The 17,857-nt window shown below is 44.9% G+C and carries 12 protein-coding genes; 9 read left to right on the plus strand and 3 right to left on the minus strand.

Going from position 1 to position 17,857, the window contains the following annotated elements; genetic code table 11:
* Positions 1 to 5: 5 nt before the first annotated feature.
* From leuC to leuA, 3 genes are all read right to left on the minus strand, one after another.
* A complete protein-coding gene (leuC, locus tag BCT49_RS06665; protein WP_102434627.1) occupies positions 6 to 1,418 on the minus strand; it encodes a 3-isopropylmalate dehydratase large subunit in 1,413 nt (470 codons plus the stop codon).
* A gap of 117 nt (positions 1,419 to 1,535) precedes the next feature.
* Positions 1,536 to 2,627 (minus strand): 3-isopropylmalate dehydrogenase, encoded by a 1,092-nt coding sequence (gene leuB / locus BCT49_RS06670; RefSeq protein WP_017109323.1) that lies wholly within the window; start codon positions 2,625 to 2,627, stop codon positions 1,536 to 1,538.
* Between the two features lie 97 nt (positions 2,628 to 2,724).
* Positions 2,725 to 4,272 carry a 2-isopropylmalate synthase gene (gene leuA / locus BCT49_RS06675; protein WP_009847816.1) on the minus strand — a complete coding sequence of 516 codons (1,548 nt, stop codon included), beginning with the start codon at positions 4,270 to 4,272 and terminating at the stop codon, positions 2,725 to 2,727.
* 568 nt (positions 4,273 to 4,840) lie between these two features.
* Here leuA and BCT49_RS06680 point away from each other — a divergent pair.
* The 9 genes from BCT49_RS06680 to ilvN all read left to right on the plus strand — a co-directional run bounded on the left by BCT49_RS06680 (position 4,841) and on the right by ilvN (position 17,827).
* The gene (locus tag BCT49_RS06680) at positions 4,841 to 5,500 is read left to right on the plus strand and encodes a TetR/AcrR family transcriptional regulator (RefSeq protein ID WP_102434628.1); all 660 of its coding nucleotides are present in this window, start codon (positions 4,841 to 4,843) and stop codon (positions 5,498 to 5,500) included.
* A complete protein-coding gene (locus BCT49_RS06685; RefSeq protein ID WP_102434629.1) occupies positions 5,500 to 6,831 on the plus strand; it encodes an efflux RND transporter periplasmic adaptor subunit in 1,332 nt (443 codons plus the stop codon). The genes BCT49_RS06680 and BCT49_RS06685 overlap by 1 nt, the downstream gene beginning before the upstream one ends.
* Positions 6,828 to 9,935: an efflux RND transporter permease subunit gene (locus tag BCT49_RS06690; RefSeq protein ID WP_102434630.1), complete on the plus strand. Its 3,108-nt coding sequence runs from the start codon at positions 6,828 to 6,830 to the stop codon at positions 9,933 to 9,935. The genes BCT49_RS06685 and BCT49_RS06690 overlap by 4 nt, the downstream gene beginning before the upstream one ends.
* A gap of 206 nt (positions 9,936 to 10,141) precedes the next feature.
* The gene (locus tag BCT49_RS06695) at positions 10,142 to 10,666 is read left to right on the plus strand and encodes a phosphatase PAP2 family protein (RefSeq protein ID WP_102434631.1); all 525 of its coding nucleotides are present in this window, start codon (positions 10,142 to 10,144) and stop codon (positions 10,664 to 10,666) included.
* Positions 10,667 to 10,760: 94 nt separating this feature from the next.
* Positions 10,761 to 11,816, plus strand: a complete 1,056-nt coding sequence (locus BCT49_RS06700) for an MJ1255/VC2487 family glycosyltransferase (protein WP_102434632.1) — start codon at positions 10,761 to 10,763, stop codon at positions 11,814 to 11,816.
* A 366-nt stretch (positions 11,817 to 12,182) separates the two neighbouring features.
* Positions 12,183 to 13,121, plus strand: a complete 939-nt coding sequence (leuO, locus tag BCT49_RS06705; protein ID WP_102434633.1) for a transcriptional regulator LeuO — start codon at positions 12,183 to 12,185, stop codon at positions 13,119 to 13,121.
* A gap of 201 nt (positions 13,122 to 13,322) precedes the next feature.
* Complete coding sequence (locus BCT49_RS06710; protein ID WP_102434634.1) at positions 13,323 to 15,131, plus strand: AMP-dependent synthetase/ligase; 1,809 nt, start codon at positions 13,323 to 13,325, stop codon at positions 15,129 to 15,131.
* 460 nt (positions 15,132 to 15,591) lie between these two features.
* Entirely contained in the window at positions 15,592 to 17,331 is a 1,740-nt protein-coding gene (locus BCT49_RS06715; RefSeq protein WP_102434635.1) for an acetolactate synthase 3 large subunit, read from the plus strand.
* A gap of 1 nt (position 17,332) precedes the next feature.
* Complete coding sequence (gene ilvN / locus BCT49_RS06720) at positions 17,333 to 17,827, plus strand: acetolactate synthase small subunit (protein ID WP_004735875.1); 495 nt, start codon at positions 17,333 to 17,335, stop codon at positions 17,825 to 17,827.
* Positions 17,828 to 17,857 lie beyond the last annotated feature (30 nt).

Genomic DNA, 17,857 nt, shown 5'->3' on the forward strand with positions numbered 1-17,857 from the left:
TCTAATTAAAGTTCACGAATATCGACAAAGTGACCAGCGATTGCAGCTGCAGCTGCCATTGCTGGGCTAACTAGGTGCGTACGACCATCACGGCCTTGGCGACCTTCAAAGTTACGGTTTGATGTAGAAGCACAGCGCTCTTGTGGACCTAGACGGTCGTTGTTCATTGCAAGACACATAGAGCAACCCGGTAGGCGCCATTCAAAGCCTGCTTCGATAAAGATCTTATCTAGACCTTCAGCTTCAGCTTGTGCTTTTACTTGCTCAGAACCCGGAACGATCAATGCTTGAACATGTTTCGCTACTTGGCGGCCTTTTGCTACTGCTGCAGCTGCACGCATGTCTTCGATACGCGAGTTAGTACAAGAACCTACGAAGACTTTATCGACGTTGTAATCCGATAGAGATTTACCCGCTTCAAGACCCATGTAAGCCAGCGCTTTTTCTGCAGATGCCTTTTCAACAGGGTCTGCAAAGCTTTCTGGTGCAGGGATTGGTGTGTCTACCGAAATAACCTGGCCAGGGTTGGTTCCCCAAGTGACTTGTGGTTTGATGTCTGCAGCTTCTAGCGTTACAACCGCATCGAACTCTGCATCAGCATCGGTTTTCAATGTGTTCCAGTATTCAATAGCGGCTTCTAAGTCTTCGCCCTCAGGAGAGAACTTGCGACCTTTGATATATTCATAAGTGGTTGTATCAGGAGCAATTAGACCCGCTTTAGCGCCAAGCTCGATCGCCATGTTACATACCGTCATACGACCTTCCATTGTAAGGTCAGTAATGGCCTCACCACAGAATTCAACCACATAGCCTGTACCGCCAGCGGCTGTTGTCTTGCCGATGATAGCTAGTACGATATCTTTTGCGGTAATGCCTTCAGCGACTTTGCCTTTTACTTCGATCTTCATCGTTTTAGCGCGAGCTTGTTTTAGCGTTTGAGTTGCTAGAACGTGCTCTACTTCTGAAGTACCGATACCGAATGCTAATGAACCAAATGCACCGTGTGTTGCCGTGTGTGAGTCACCACATACGATGGTCATGCCCGGCAGAGTAATACCTAGCTCAGGGCCCATTACGTGCACAATACCTTGGTATTTGTGGTTTAGATCGTAAAGCGTGACACCAAACTCTTCACAGTTTTTCGATAGCGTTTCCATTTGGATACGAGCCATCTCACCAGAAGCGTTGATGTCTTTGGTTTGTGTCGATACGTTGTGATCCATCGTCGCAAAAGTTTTGCCTACTTGGCGAACTTTACGGCCTTTTTCACGCAGACCATCAAAGGCTTGTGGCGACGTTACTTCATGGACTAAGTGGCGATCGATATAAAGAATTGGCGTTTCGCCCTTCGCTGCAACCGCAACGTGAGCGTCATAAACTTTTTCGTATAAGGTTTTTGCTTGCTGGTTTGTCGACATAGCTTTTCTTCCTTGGGAGCATCAGTCCCAGTGTTTGTTTCTAGCCAAGTCATGCTATTTAAGCTGACTTGGCTTGATATTATTCTTATGTACTTGCTTCTAATTTAAGTCTCTAGCTTATGAAGCTAAGATGTACTCAGCGATCTTGTCACCCATTTCTGAGGTAGTCAGCGCTTGGTTTTTGCCTGCAAGGTCAGCAGTTAGCTCGCCTGCAGAAAGTGCTTTAGATACCGCCGTTTCGATGTCTTGCGCTGCGGCTTCTTCGCCTAGGCTGTAACGAAGCATTAGTGCTGCAGAAAGAATTTGCGCTACTGGGTTCGCGATGTTCTTACCTGCGATGTCTGGCGCACTGCCGCCCGCTGGTTCGTATAGGCCGAAGTTGCTTTCGTTCAAGCTTGCAGAAGGAAGCATGCCCATAGAGCCAGTGATCATTGCACACTCATCAGAGATGATGTCACCAAAGATGTTCGAACAAAGCATCACGTCAAACTGAGATGGATCTTTGATTAGCTGCATGGTCGCGTTATCGATGTACATGTGGCTCAGTTTCACGTCTGGGTAGTCTTTCGCAACTTCTTCAACTACTTCACGCCATAAGATAGAACTCTGTAGAACGTTCGCTTTATCGATTGAGTAAACATTTTTGTTACGTAGACGAGCAGATTCAAACGCAATCTTTGCAATACGTTCGATTTCGTAACGGTGATAAACTTCAGTATCAAACGCTTTTTCAGTTGCGCCTTCGCCTTCACGGCCTTTTGGTTGACCGAAATAGATACCGCCCGTTAGTTCACGAACAACAACGATATCGAAACCATTGCCTGAGATATCAGCACGTAAAGGAGAGAAAGACTCTAAACCCTTGTGGATTTGTGCAGGACGTAGATTACAGAACAGTTGGAAATGTTTACGTAGCGGAAGTAGGGCACCACGCTCAGGTTGGTCGTTTGGTGGAAGGTGTTCCCATTTAGGACCGCCGACAGAACCAAAAAGTACCGCGTCAGATTCTTCACAGCCTGCAACGGTTGCTTCTGGAAGTGGACAGCCGTGGTTATCAATCGCGATACCACCAACATCATACTCTTCGCGAGAAAAGCTAATTGCGTGTTTCTTTTCAATCGCGTCTAGCACTTTGTGTGCTTGTTGCATTACTTCTGGGCCAATGCCATCACCAGGTAGTACGGCAATTTTGTATGATTTATCTGTCATGTTAATCCTTTAATTCTTGTTACTGAGCTGTTTGGCTCGTTTTAAATTTTGTCCCTAAAGCCAACAACATCGGCTCTAGGGCTCTGTTATTGGAGTATTAAACTGTCGCGAATTTTTGCTGCTTCATTTCAGCAATGGTGTCTGCGCGTTGAATGCTATTGATAACGTGTAGCAACGCTTGACCAGAAGCTTCAACGATATCGGTTGAAACGCCCGTACCGTGGTACTTACGGCCTTTATAGTTAGCAATGATGTCCGCTTGACCTAAGCCATCTTCGCCTTCACCTTTTGCAGTAAGGTCGAATTTATCCAACGCGATTTCGTAGCCTGTTAAGCGGTAGATACATTGGTATAAAGCATCAACCGGGCCATTGCCGACAGCAGCTTCGCATTTCTCTTCATCACCACATTGCAGTTTGATGCTGGTGGTAGACATAACACTACCAGATTGTACGCTTAGGTAGTTAAGTTTATAGAAGTCATCTTCATCACGTAGATTCGCGAAGTGCATCAATGCTTCTAGGTCGTAATCGAACACTTGTCCTTTACGGTCAGCAAGCTTCAAGAAGTCTTCGTACAATGAATCTAGGTTGTACTCATTATCTTTATAACCCATCGCGTCCATGTGGCTCTTAACCGCTGCTCGGCCACTACGGCTTGTTAGGTTCAAGGCTTTGTTTTTCAAGCCAATAGACTCAGGCGTCATGATCTCGTAAGTGTTCTTGTTCTTGAGCATACCATCTTGGTGAATGCCAGAAGAGTGGCTGAATGCGTTAGCGCCGACAATAGCTTTGTTGTCTTGAATTGGCATGTGGCAAAGCTGGCTAACCAACTTACTGGTACGGTGAATCTCTTTATGATCCAAGCCAGTATGAACACCCAAAAGCTCTTGGCGAGTTTTGATGATCATTGCAATTTCTTCTAAAGAACAGTTACCCGCACGTTCGCCAATACCATTGATTGTGCCTTCAATTTGGCGAGCGCCCGCTTGCACAGCAGCGATTGAGTTTGCAACCGACATACCTAAGTCATCGTGACAGTGAACTGAGATGATAGCTTGGTCGATATTTGGTACGCGATCGAATAGCGTTTTGATGATGCCGCCAAACTCATTCGGTACTGTATAGCCTACCGTGTCTGGAATGTTGATGGTTTTCGCGCCTGCGTTAATCGCGGCTTCAACCATACGGCATAGGTTGTCGATAGGGGTACGACCGGCATCTTCACAAGAGAACTCAACATCATCGGTGTAGTTACGAGCGTGTTTGACGGCTTTTACTGCCATCTCTACTACATCGTCGTAGCTACGGCGCAATTTGTCTTGCACGTGAACCGTTGATGTAGAAATGAAGGTATGGATACGGAACTGGTCAGCAACTTTAAGCGCTTCTGCTGCGGCATCGATATCTTTCGCTACGGCACGAGAAAGTGCACAAATTCGGCTGTCTTTGATGTGTTTAGCGATGGTTTGTACTGACTCAAAATCACCTGGAGAAGAGATAGGGAAGCCAGCTTCGATAACATCTACACCCAGTCTCTCAAGAGCATAAGCGATCTGTAACTTCTCTTTTACCGTAAGGCTTGCAGCCAATGCTTGCTCGCCGTCACGTAAGGTAGTATCAAAAATTATTACTTGATCGTTCATGGGTGCTTCCTTATATCGATAATGAATCGATTGCTATCCAAATTATTATTAAGAATGATGTTCTTTTAAAAGTGCCAGTTACAAAAAAACCCGCTCAGCGCGGGTTTTAATATTTGTGTAGTTCTTGACCCACAACTTACCCGCGCGATTGGTTCACGATAAGGAGAAGTTTCAGCAGTCGAGAAGAAGAAAAAATCATTACACAAATATCCGTAAATAAACTGTTAACACCATATTTACCGTAATTTATTCTGAGCGTCAAACAAGAAAATCCAATATCAGCGTACATTGGCAGTGTTTTGGTTTGGTTTGTGCTGTTTTTTATCTTGGTGTTGGCGAAATCGACTGATTGGTGGTTTTGTATTGGCGGGTTAGTTTATCGTTTGGCTGATGTGTAGGTTAAAACTTTGTAGTAAATCTTTTTAATGGAACGATTCACCAACAGAATTAAAAGTATGGTTCGATTTAATTAATCATTTGATTAAATAGTGAGTAATTAATCTTCTACAGTTGCATCTATTTATCTCTATAATTAATCAGATGATTAATTATAGAGTAGGTCAAAGTGATGACAGCACGCAAAGCAGGGCGGCCTCAACAGAATTTGGATGTGCGACAACTACTCATAGAACATGCTCGTGATCTGTTTGTTGTCCAACCATACGATAAGGTGTCGACGCGCTTAATTGCCGAGCGTGCAGGCGTGAACATCGCGATGATCCGTTATTACTTTGGTAATAAAGCGGGCTTGTTTGAAGCTATGCTGCGTGAAACGCTGCGTCCTATGCAATTGCAAATGCAGAAGTTGGTTGAAGAGAGCAGTCATGAGAACTTTCTCGACCTAATGCGGACTTACTACAAAGAGATGGTTAAGGTGCCGAAGTTTCCTCGCTTGATTGCTCAAGTGATGAATATGCCACCCTCAGAAGTTCAAAGAGAGTTGCTAGAGAAGGTCTTTCTTGATGTGGCTAAGCCAGCGCAAGATGTCATCTTTGAAAAGTTAGTTGCGCAGGGCATCTTGAAACAAAACATGGATCCAAAACTGTGTCGCGTTTCGTATATAAGCTTGATGGTATTCCCTTTTATCGCACCGCCACCTTTGTTAGCGATCCACGGTATTGAGCTTAATGAAGCCTTTCTTAACCGCCTAATCGAACACAACATTCAATTGATGACCGAAGGCTTTATCAATGTATCTAGCCCTTCACCTGAGCAGGAACCAAAATAATGAAAATAAGTAAAAAGCTCCTATTCTTTCCGGCTCTAGCGGTTGGTGTTATCAGTCTTGTGGCTGCGATTAATCTAAAACCAGATCTGCCGACTAAACCCGCGGGCGATCGAGCTCGTTTAGTCGAAACCGTCAGTTTAGAACAACAAATGATCGCGCCGTTGGCGGTGGGCTTTGGCAAGGTGGTGCCTAAGGTTGAATGGAAAGCCATTGCTGAGGTGACTGGGCAGATTGTTTATCGACATCCAGACCTAGAGAAAGGGCAGATTATTCCTGCGGGTACTGAGGTACTTAAGATCGATCCCTTAGATTATGAGTTGAAGTTGGTACAAGCCGAAGCGGATCTTAAATCAAGCCAGACCTCATTAGCTAAGTTGAACCAAGAAGAAGATAACCTTAAGCAGACTCTAAAGATCGAAAAGAACCGCTTAGTGATCAGCAATAAAGAGCTGCAACGTAAACAAGATCTGCGCAAGAAAGGGCTCACCTCTCAATCTGATGTCGATCTCCAGCAGCAAAGTGCGTTGTCTCAACAGAAGCTTGTATTGGATATCGATAACCAAATTGCGTTGATGCCAGATGAAAAGCGTGTCGCGGAAGCCGTGATTAAGGTGAATGTCTCTAAGGTAAAAGAGGCGCAACGCTCTTTGGATAAAACAACCATCACCCTGCCTAGAGCGATGAGAATTGCGCAGGTCGATATCGAACAAAACCAAGTGGTTAATCTTCAGCAAGAGATGTTTGTTGCTCACGGGATTAAGGTTATGGAAGTTGAGGCGCAACTCTCTATTCACGATATGCAAACTTTAGCCTCAAGTTTTACTCAATTCCCTCGTGATGCCGCAGGCATACCAAACCCTTATGAAGCGCCGATCAAAGCAAGTATTCAGCTAAACAGTGGCAGCCTTAACCTCAGTTGGCCTGCCAAGGTGGCAAGAATCAGTGAAACCGTTGATGAGAACCAAGCGACAGCTGGGATCATTCTTGAAATTGGTCAAGACTATTCAGCTCTACAGCCAAGCAGTGCAACGCCTTTGGTTAACGGCATGTTCGTCAAAGCAGAGATTGAAGGCTTGGCCAACCTTCGTTGGGTTGTCCCTGAGCGAGCTCTGCACGGTGATAAGGTTTACCTGATGGATGACAGCCAGCGCTTACAAGTGGTGAATGTTGAAGTGCTTTATCGCCGAGATAACCAAGTGGTGGTGGACGGTGAACTGCACGCTGGCGATAAGTTAATTCTCAATGACGTTTTACCTGCGATTGAAGGCATGCTGCTCAAAGAGTCAAAGCCTACTGAATTAGCAGCGGATGTGCAGGAGAATGCGTCATGATTCGGTTCTTCTCCCGACACCCGACGGCTGCAAACTTATTGATGCTTGGTTTGTTGATCATGGGTTTAGCCTCATTATCAACCATCAAGCGCGAAACCTTTCCTGCCTATGATCCACCTTACATTATGGCGGCGATCGTTTATCCCGGTGCATCACCACAAGAAGTGGAAGAGAGCTTGTGTGTGCGAATGGAAGATGCCGTCGATGGCCTAGCCAACATTGAAGAAACTCAATGTGAGGCGATAGAAGGCAGTGCTCGTCTGATTTTGAAGCTTAATGAGAAAGCAGACATCGGTCGAATGCTGGTGGATGTGCAAACTCAGATCAACTCGATCAATGACTTCCCGAGCGAGATTGAATCTCCAGTTGTTCAAGAGTTGGATTGGAATGAGCCGGTAGTTGATATCGCGATTACAGCCGAAACCTCATGGCCTGAACTCAAGGCTTACGCCGAAGATCTCAAACGTACCATGAAGCTCGACTATGATGTCTCTTTGGTCGAAGTCAGTGGTTTCTCGGATCACCAATATCGTGTCGAACTGGATACCCAAGCCATTCGTCAGCTAGGTTTGAGTGTCGGCGATATCGCAGACCAAATTGGTCGTCAGAATGTAAAGCTACCGAGTGGTAACGTTGAAACACCAGACAAAAATTTCTTGATTCGTTTTGATGAAAGACGCATCACGCCAGTTGAATTAGAGAGTATCGTGGTTGGTTCTGCGCCGAATGGATCAGTGATCCGTTTGAGGGATATTGCCAAGATCACCGACCGCTTTGAACTGGATGAACAGAAGGTTCTGTTTGATGGTAAGCCGTCTGCGCTATTGAAGATCAGCAAGAATAAAGAAGATGATGCGCTACGAATCAAAGAAAACGTCACCCGATTCGTTGAAGATCAAAGCGCGATTGCCCCTGATGGTGTGACATTGCAAATGACCAATGATCTCTCATCGGTACTTTGGGATCGTCTAACCATGATGGTACGTAACGGTTGGCAAGGTATTGTGCTGGTGTTTGCCACCATGTGGTTGTTCTTCAGTTTGCGATATTCATTCTGGGTTGCGGCCGGTTTACCCGTCGCCTTCCTTGGTGGCTTGTTCTTAATGGCCAACCTTGGCCTCTCGATCAACATCATGTCATTGGTCGGCCTATTAATGGCGATTGGTATTATGATGGATGATGCCATCGTGATTGCCGAATCGATAGCCTCCCATTTAGATAGGGGGCAAAACGTTGATGATGCGGTGTACAACGGTGTTAAGAAAGTGCTCCCCGGGGTCTTATCTTCTTTCTTAACCACAGTGTGTATTTTCGGTAGCTTACTCTTCCTTGATGGGGAAATGGGCGCGGTGCTTAAAGCAGTGCCACAGGTACTTATCTTGGTGTTGTCGCTAAGTTTAATCGAAGCGTTTCTTATTCTACCAAATCACTTATCTCATTCATTACACAAAGAAAAAAATGACAAGCCAGCGCTGCGCTTCAAAGTCGTGTTGTTAGAGAAATTTGAGAACTTCCGCAATACAACCTTGATGAACATGGTCGAGAAGGTCGTGACATTCCGCTATGCCTTTATGGGCGGTGTGATAACTCTGCTGTTGCTATCTATTTCCTTGATTGCGGGTGGTGTTGTCAAATTCCAGCCCTTCCCTGAGTTGGATGGCGATATTGCCGAAGCACGTATTATTCTTCCACCTGGCGCATCATTGTCTCAAACCGAGAGAGTCGTCGACAAAATTGTCGCTTCTGCTGAACGTTTGAATGCGCAGTGGAGTGAAGAAGTTGAGGGCGGTAATAAATTGGTTGAGCATATCACCAGCCAATTCAATGCTAATGCGGATGCCAATGAATCAGGCCCACATTTAGCAACCGTGCGCTTAGACTTGCGCGGTGCAGAGAGCCGCAACACCGTTATCGATGATTTCATTGATGCGTGGCGAGAAGACATCGGTGACTTGGCTGATCCTATCTCGTTAGTCTTTAAACAACCCACCATGGGGCCGGGTGGTCGTGCCATCGAGATCCGCGCCAAACATGATGATCTTGCCGCGTTGAAATCGGCTTCTTTAGATATTCAGGAGTACCTCAATCAGTTTGATGGTGTGCACGGTGTTCTTGATGACATGCGCATGGGTAAGGAAGAGATCTTAGTTAAACTGCGCCCAGGTGCTGAAACCTACAATGTGAATGGGCAGATGATCGCTTCCCAATTACGTGCGGCCTTCTTTGGTCAGACTGCGGATGAGATTCAGATTGGGGTTGAGAACATTTCAATTGAGGTGCGTCTTGATAAAGAACAGGCTGGCGATTTACAGCAACTGGCTAACTTCCCAATCATTACCGCAGATGGCAGTCAGATTCCGCTAGCGACATTGGCAACGTTAGATTTTCAACGCAACTACGTGCGAATCCAGCGTATCGATGGGCTGAGAACCATCAGTATCTTTGGTGATATTGATAATAAGAAGGCGAGCTCTTCAGCGATTTTGGCTCAGTTCCAAAAGGATGAAGCCGCCAAGCTTATTCAAAAGTACCCAGGCTTACGCTTTGATTTTGAAGGTGAAGCCAAAGACGCTGCTAAGACAGGAGCTTCGATGGGTAAAGGGTTCTTGCTGGGTCTATTCGGTGTGTTTGCGATTCTGAGTTATCAGTTCCGAAGCTACTTGGAACCTGTGGTCGTCATGTTAGCGATTCCACTGGCCTTCATTGGTGTGGTGGTTGGTCACTGGCTGTTAGGACACGCGTTAAGTATGCCGAGCATGATGGGCTTTGTGTCGCTTGCCGGAATCGTGGTCAATGATTCCATCTTGTTGGTGCAATATATTCGCCATCACGTGGATGAGGGCGATAGCGTGCATGACTCTGTTGTGAAAGCCAGTCGCGAGCGTTTTCGTGCGGTATTTTTGACATCAATGACTACCGCCGCAGGCTTGCTTCCACTATTAACGGAAACCAGTTTACAGGCACAGGTTATTCAGCCGCTGGTTATCTCGATCGTATTTGGTATTTTTGCTTCGACCTTATTAGTACTGTTCATGATCCCTGCCGCTTACGCCATCTTGGCTGACTTTGGCTTGGTGAAAAAACATGAGCCGCTAACGGACTAGAAACGAGATAGATATCGGTTATTACCTATCCTAAGAACAATAAAGCGACCTTGAGTCGCTTTATTTGTATCTGCATGCTCACGGCTCACGGTTTCGGTTAGTCATTCACTTCAAAATTCATTTTAGTTCATTTAAAACGTCACTTAATTGTCATTTCAGGGGCATACCTTGAGCCTTAACTGAATAAGGATTGTTAAGGAGATCGTATGCGTACTATCGAACCTATTGTCCGCTGGGATGTGGCATTTTCTGTTTTCTGTTTGAAGAACCGTTATAGCGGGCAACATGCAACCCTGAGTAAAGCGGTGTCTCATACTGGGGATGGTCACCTATATGTGTTGATCGCTCTGATTGCGCTGTTAGCTGATGGCTATACCGGTCGTGAATTTTTAATGGTTGGTCTCGCCGCTTTTGCGATAGAGCTGCCGATTTATTGGTTAGCTAAGAACACCCTCAAGCGTCGTAGACCTGCTGAATTCTCTTCACTGCTTCACTCTCACATTGTGCCATCAGATAAATACAGCCTGCCTTCTGGGCATTCCGCTGCTGCATTTGTTATGGCGACTCTAATCGGACATTTCTATCCAAGTCTCTATCTCTTTAGTTTGATTTGGGCGACAGCGATTGCTGGCTCTCGAATCCTACTCGGTGTGCACTTTTTAACGGATGTCTTAATTGGTGCTGCGTTAGGTATGGCGTGTACAAGCCTAGCCATTCACTTCATTTTATAGCGCTTAGTCGTATGGCTGTTTGTTCTGTTGTTCATATTAAAAAGACACAGGCAAAGACAACCGATCTCGAATTGTTAATCTTCAAGGACCCTGAATGAAAATTTTATATGGCGTACAAGGCACTGGGAATGGTCACATCGCTCGTGCAAGAGCAATGGCTGTCGCGTTTCGCCAGCATAATATTGATGTCGACTTCCTGTTTTCTGGGCGGGATGAGAGTAAATACTTTTCTATGGAAGAATTTGGCAATTATCAAACCCGCCATGGACTGACCTTTTACAGTGAGCAAGGGAAGGTTAAATACTCCAAGACCTTCATTAAAAATAGTATGTGGCGATTCCTTAAGGAAATGAAGCAGATCGATCTGACACCTTATGATTTAGTGCTTAACGACTTTGAGCCAGTGACCGCTTGGGCGGCGAAAAGACAAGGTGTCCCGTGTATTGGGATAAGCCACCAAAATGCGTTCCGTTATGATGTGCCTAAAGAAGGGGGCAACTGGATTGAACATTCGGTTATTCAGCATTTTGCACCAACAGAGCATGCTATTGGTTTGCATTGGTACCACTTTGAACAGCCAATATTGCCACCAATCGTTCACACGCTCACGGGTGATCAGAAAACCAAAGCACCGCAAGACTTCACTTTGGTCTACTTACCGTTTGAAGATCTAGAGGCGATTTCAGAGCTTCTGATGAAGTTTATTTCTCACAACTTTGTCTGCTATCACCCGAATGTGATTGAGCAAAGCCGAGTGGAAAATATTGAGTTCAAACCACTCAGTCATGCCGGCTTCCAATTCGACCTCAACCAGTGCTCAGGAGTGGTGGCTAATGGTGGTTTTGAATTGCCATCTGAAGCCTTAACTTTGGGTAAAAAGTTACTCCTTAAACCGCTTGAAGGACAGTTTGAACAACAAAGTAATGTCGCCACACTTGAGGCATTAGGGCTGGCGCAAACTATGAGCTTTTTGGATGCGGCGACGTTGCGTGAGTGGCTCAATGAAAAACAGGCTGAGGTGGTCACTTATCCCGACGTCGCCAGTGCGATTGCAGAGTGGGTATTAGCAGGGAATTGGTCGAATCAGGAAGACCTAAGAAAGCAGCTTTGGGACAAGGTCGATTTCCCAAGTTATGCATCGCTCACCTAACTCATAAGTGTTATTTCTGAATCAACTAGCCAAACAATTCACGGGTTCAATAAATTGTAACAAATGTAACCAAACGATAGAACAGCTAAATAAGTCGAAATGAAACTCATAAGTGCAGCATTTTATGTTTTTTTATAACTCCATAAATAACTGATTTTTAGATGTTATTTAATCATTAAGGTAAAATAAAATTATTCTTTATCAATCTTGTTGGTAGCGTGCGAAGTATTGGTTAATAGTAGTGGTAATCCGAAAAACATCGGTCTGATAAATATAAGAATTAGTGGTTATCTATTCCCATACCATTACCAATTTAACGCTGTCGAACCGACAAGAGGCAACTTGAATGTTAGAGAAAAAGACGCAATGAGTGCAATTGCAAGCTACAGAATGGAAAGCACACTTCGTGGAGTAGACTTAAACCTTTTGACTGTATTTGATGCAGTAATGCAAGAGCAAAACATTACGCGTGCAGCTCACAATCTGGGTATGTCTCAGCCAGCGGTAAGTAACGCAGTTGCTCGCTTAAAAGTGATGTTTAACGACGAACTATTCATGCGTCAAGGTCGTGGTATTCAGCCGACTCAACGTGCTCGTCAACTGTTTGGTCCAATCCGCCAAGCTCTACAATTAGTACGCAACGAACTACCAAGTTCTGTGTTCTCTCCTGAGTCTTCTTCTCGCCTGTTTAAACTTGCGATTTGCAGCCCATGTGATATGCGTTTTGCTCCTAAGATCATGTCGACAATCAACGACCAAGCGCCGAGTGTAAAACTGCACATGGACGCTGAATTCGATCGTCAACTTTCTGAGCGTATGCGCTACCAAGAAATCGACTTCGTGATTGATTACGCTCGCTTTGATGAGCAAGGCTTCTCAAGCACTGAAATCTTCCAAGATGAGTTGGTTGTGGTTGCTTCTGCTTCTCACCCTCGCATCAATGGCGAAGTTTCAGCTGCTGAGCTGCTTAACGAAAAGCACGCAAAACTGTCTCGCATCCATGGTCAACGTAGCTTCTCTGAGCAAGCGTACCGTGACCTAGATTGCACGCCTTTCTACGAAGGTACGAGCTTAAGCAACGTACTTTACGTTGTTGGTCAATCTGAGCTTGTGACGATTGCACCTCGTTGGATGGTTGAGCATGCAGCGAACAAAGATCAGCTTCAGATTCTAGATTTCCCATTCGATAATGCGGCAATTTCTGGCTTCCTAAGCTGGCACGAATCAAGTGAAAAGGATAAAGGACACATTTGGTTACGAGATCAGTTAATGATGATCTGTGGCGAAGTCGTGGCGCTTAACTAAGCACTAATCCCTATGATTTGTAAGCCCTAAGCTGGGACTCTGGCTTAGGGCTTTTTTGTACCTGCTATTTTTGTTGATAGAAAACTTAGCGTGAGACGTACTATTACTTATAACTTTGAGCTTCATCAGTTGCCTTTTCCATGATCAGAGGTACACTTGTGCGCTCAAAAAAGCTTACAGGTGTAAGCCAAAGGTAAAGAGATGGCCAATTTAGATTTTCATATCGTAAAAAGACTTCGTGACCAGATTGCCCAAGGTGGCAACCGTACAGCTTTGAAGCACAAAGTAGACAATGTATGGCAAGGTATTAGCTGGGAAAAATTTGGACAGCAAATCGATACGCTTTCATTAGCATTGTTGGCTCAAGGATTGAGAGTTCAAGATAAGATCGGTATCTATTCCAATAATATGCCTCAGTGGACTGTGGCAGATTTTGCATCCCTACAAGCTCGTCTTGTGACAGTACCGATTTACCCAACGAACACCGCTGCACAGTCTTCTTACATTATCCAGAATGCGGATGTGAAGATCTTATTTGTTGGTGAGCAAGCTCAATTTGATGCTGCTGTTAACATCTTTGAAGAGTGTGAACAGCTTGAAATCATCGTTGCTATGTCTGCTGACATCGATACTCAAGAACACAGTTTTGCTGTGTCTTGGCAAGATTTTATGGCGCGTGGTGTTGAAGCTCAACAAGTTGAACTTGACGATCGTCTTGCAGCTGCAAGCATGGATGATCTACTCACCCTCATCTATACCTCTGGTACTACAGGCCAGCCTAAAGGCGTAATGCTTGATTACACCAATATTGGCTATCAACTAGAAGGCCACGATGAGCGTCTTAGCCTGACTAAAGACGATGTCTCACTGTGTTTCTTACCGCTATCACATGTATTTGAGCGCGCTTGGACTTTCTATGTCCTTTATAAAGGCGCAACCAACTGCTATCTACAAGACACCATGCAAGTTCGTGACGCGTTGAGCGATGTTAAGCCTACGGTTATGTCTGCGGTTCCTCGCTTCTACGAGAAGATCTTCTCAGCGATTCACGAGAAGGTATCTAAAGCCCCGTTTATCCGTAAAGTGCTCTTTACTTGGGCTGTGAATATGGGAGCTAAGCTCTCTGTTTGTCACCAAGAAGGTCGTACACCATCGTTAATGCTGAAGAAGAGCCATGCACTAGCCGATAAGCTTGTGCTCTCTAAACTGCGAGCATTGCTAGGTGGTAACATCAACTTCATGCCATGTGGTGGCGCGAAGCTAGATGAAACTATTGGTCGCTTCTTCCATGCTATCGGTATCAACGTAAAACTTGGTTATGGCATGACGGAAACAACGGCGACGGTATCATGCTGGGATGATCGTTGTTTTAACCCTGATTCGATTGGTATGTCGATGCCAGGCGCAGAAGTGAAAATTGGTGCGAAGAACGAGATCCTTGTTCGTGGCCCAATGGTAATGCGCGGCTACTACAAGATGCCAGAAGAGACTGCTAAGACTTTTGATGAGCACGGCTTTCTGAAAACCGGTGATGCAGGTCATTTTGATGAAAATGGAAACCTGTTCATTACTGACCGTATCAAGGAGCTGATGAAAACCTCTGGCGGCAAGTACATTGCACCGCAAGTGGTGGAAGGCGCGATTGGTAAAGATCACTTTATCGAACAGATTGCCGTTATCGCTGATACGCGCAAATTCGTTTCTGCACTGATTGTTCCTTGTTATGACTCGCTAGAAGAGTACGCCAAAGAACTTAACATCAAGTATCACGACCGTGTTGAGCTTATTAAGCACCACCAAATTGTTGAGATGTTAGAGAAGCGCGTGAATGACCTACAACAAGAGCTAGCGAAGTTTGAGCAAGTGAAGAAATTCAAGCTGTTACCAAAAGCGTTCTCTATGGATGATGGCGAGCTGACACCAACTCAGAAATTGCGTCGTAAGGTTATCAACGATAAGTATCAAGACGAAATCGAAGAAATGTACATTGAAAAGCCGAAAGATAAGTAGTTTTCTACTGAGATAAATTTTCAGTTGTTTAAAAATCCCCCTACGAATGTGATTGCATTTTTAGGGGGATTTTTTATGCCTACTGACACAGCACAATGTGCGAAAGCGCACACCAATAAGGGCGTAATTAATCGATTATTTGCAATTCATTTGAATATTAAGCTCTTTTTTTTAGGTGTTAATTGGTTTTTAAATCTAAATATAAGGTTTGGTTTGGGTTTTATTTGATGCTTTCAGCTAATAGTTGGTTTTTTGACATGATTGTCGGATAACAGGTGTTAGACCAGATGATAATAAAGCGTTAAAGTTGTTTCGTATTACTGTTTGTTGTTATCACGACAGACAGCCATAGCCGAAAAAGTGGAAGTATTTCGAATTAGGCTACGAATAAGCCCTAGACTATGTAAAACCAGCCCAACATGTTCACCAAATGTGATTGGAAACTGGTGAGGAGAGCAATATGACAACGAAACCTGAAACAGCAATGTTATCCGGCGCTGAGATGGTGGTGCAGTCTCTTATTGAAGAGGGTGTAGAACAAATCTTTGGTTACCCAGGTGGTTCTGTACTTGATATCTATGATGCCCTGCATGCAAAAACTGCTGAAATTAAACACGTATTAGTACGACACGAACAAGCCGCTACCCACATGGCAGATGGCTATACTCGTTCGACCGGTAAACCGGGTGTGGTACTTGTATGTTCTGGTCCGGGCGCGACCAATACCGTAACGGGTATTGCAACGGCGTACATGGACTCAATCCCAATGATTGTTATTTCTGGTAACGTACCAAATAGCTTGATTGGTAACGACGCCTTCCAAGAGTGTGACATCGTGGGTGTATCCCGTCCGATCGTTAAACATAGCTTCCTAGTAAAGAAAGCGGAAGACATCCCAGACGTTGTTAAAAAAGCATTCTATATTTCGACGACAGGACGTCCAGGTCCTGTAGTTATCGATTTGCCGAAAGATATTCTAAACCCACAAATCAAACTTCCTTATGAATACCCAGAAACGATCAAAATGCGTTCGTATAACCCAACGCTTACTGGGCATAAAGGACAGATCAAGAAGGCATTAAAGGCACTTCTTGAAGCGAAAAAACCGGTGCTTTACGTCGGTGGTGGTGCGATTATTTCTGAGGCAGATAAGCCATTGTTAAAATTGGCAGAAGCACTGAATTTACCTGTCGTAAGTACCCTGATGGGGCTTGGGGCTTTCCCAGGTACCCATAAAAACTCTTTGGGTATGTTGGGTATGCATGGTTTGTATGAAGCCAATATGGCGATGCACAATGCTGACTTGATCTTTGGTATCGGCGTACGTTTCGATGACCGTACCACCAACAACTTAGACAAGTACTGCCCTGATGCGAAGATCATGCACATTGATATCGACCCATCTTCTATCTCTAAAAACGTAAAAGTGGATCTACCGATTGTAGGTTCAGCTGAGAAAGTACTAGAGAGCATGGTTAACCTGCTTGTTGAGCAAGGCGGCACCAATGACGCACAAGCGATGGAAAGCTGGTGGAGCGAAATCAAGCAATGGCAAGAACGAGATTGCTTAGCGTATGACAAATCTTCTGAGCGCATTAAGCCACAACAAGTTATTGAAACACTTCATAAAGTAACCAATGGCGATGCGTATGTTGCCTCGGATGTTGGTCAGCACCAAATGTTTGCTGCGTTGTACTATCCGTTCGATAAGCCACGCCGTTGGATTAACTCAGGTGGCTTAGGCACGATGGGCTTTGGTCTACCTGCGGGTATGGGCGTTAAGTTCGCTAAACCAGATGAAGAAGTGGTTGTTGTCACGGGTGACGGCAGTATTCAGATGAATATCCAAGAGCTATCGACAGCGCTTCAATACAATATTCCGGTTAAGATCATTAACCTGAACAACCGTTTCTTAGGAATGGTAAAACAGTGGCAAGACATTGTTTATCAAGGTCGTCACTCTAACTCATATATGGACTCTGTTCCTGATTTCGCTGCGATTGCAGAGGCTTATGGCCACGTTGGTATGCGTATTTCCTCTCCGGATGAACTGGAATCAGGTTTGGAAAAAGCACTAGCGATGAAAGACCGTCTGGTATTTGTCGACATCAGTGTGGATGACACCGAGCACGTATACCCAATGCAGATTAAAGGCGAGGGTATGGATAACATGTGGCTAAGCAAAACGGAGAGAACATAATATGAGACACATCCTTTCACTATTAATGGAAAACCAACCAGGTGCACTTTCTCGAGTGGTTGGCTTGTTTTCTCAGCGTGGCTACAACATCGAGTCTTTGAATGTATCTCCTACGGATGATCCAACGCTTTCTCGTCTGAATGTCACCACTAACTCAAGCGAAATGCAGCTTGAGCAGATCCAAAAACAGTTACACAAGTTAATCGACGTACTTAAAGTACAAGAAGTGTCTGAGCTTGAGCATATCGAGCGTGAACTTCTGATGGTAAAAGTACGTGCTAGCGGCTTTGCTCGTGCTGAAGTAAAACGTACAGCGGATATTTTCCGTGGTCAGATTGTTGATGTAACGGCTTCGCAATACACGGTGCAAATGGCCGGTACTAGCGAGAAGCTTGATGCTTTCATTCAGGCATTGTCTGAAGTAACGGAAGTGCTTGAAGTAGCTCGTAGTGGTGTCGTTGGCATTGCTCGCGGTGAGCGCGCACTGAAAGCGTAAGCGATCGTTATTGGAAAAACAGTTTTAAAG

The sequence above is a fragment of the Vibrio lentus genome (genome assembly GCF_002875945.1).
GTDB classification, from domain to species: Bacteria; Pseudomonadota; Gammaproteobacteria; order Enterobacterales; family Vibrionaceae; genus Vibrio; species Vibrio apostichopi.

What these genes read in the sequence shown, in the direction of transcription:
- leuO (WP_102434633.1), top strand. Translation starts at nt 12,183, where the DNA reads ATGAGTGCAATTGCAAGCTACAGAATGGAAAGCACACTTCGTGGAGTA.
- BCT49_RS06695 (WP_102434631.1), top strand. Translation starts at nt 10,142, where the DNA reads ATGCGTACTATCGAACCTATTGTCCGCTGGGATGTGGCATTTTCTGTT.
- leuB (WP_017109323.1), bottom strand. Translation starts at nt 2,627, where the DNA reads ATGACAGATAAATCATACAAAATTGCCGTACTACCTGGTGATGGCATT.
- BCT49_RS06690 (WP_102434630.1), top strand. Translation starts at nt 6,828, where the DNA reads ATGATTCGGTTCTTCTCCCGACACCCGACGGCTGCAAACTTATTGATG.
- leuC (WP_102434627.1), bottom strand. Translation starts at nt 1,418, where the DNA reads ATGTCGACAAACCAGCAAGCAAAAACCTTATACGAAAAAGTTTATGAC.
- BCT49_RS06700 (WP_102434632.1), top strand. Translation starts at nt 10,761, where the DNA reads ATGAAAATTTTATATGGCGTACAAGGCACTGGGAATGGTCACATCGCT.
- BCT49_RS06710 (WP_102434634.1), top strand. Translation starts at nt 13,323, where the DNA reads ATGGCCAATTTAGATTTTCATATCGTAAAAAGACTTCGTGACCAGATT.
- BCT49_RS06715 (WP_102434635.1), top strand. Translation starts at nt 15,592, where the DNA reads ATGACAACGAAACCTGAAACAGCAATGTTATCCGGCGCTGAGATGGTG.
- BCT49_RS06680 (WP_102434628.1), top strand. Translation starts at nt 4,841, where the DNA reads ATGACAGCACGCAAAGCAGGGCGGCCTCAACAGAATTTGGATGTGCGA.
- leuA (WP_009847816.1), bottom strand. Translation starts at nt 4,272, where the DNA reads ATGAACGATCAAGTAATAATTTTTGATACTACCTTACGTGACGGCGAG.
- ilvN (WP_004735875.1), top strand. Translation starts at nt 17,333, where the DNA reads ATGAGACACATCCTTTCACTATTAATGGAAAACCAACCAGGTGCACTT.
- BCT49_RS06685 (WP_102434629.1), top strand. Translation starts at nt 5,500, where the DNA reads ATGAAAATAAGTAAAAAGCTCCTATTCTTTCCGGCTCTAGCGGTTGGT.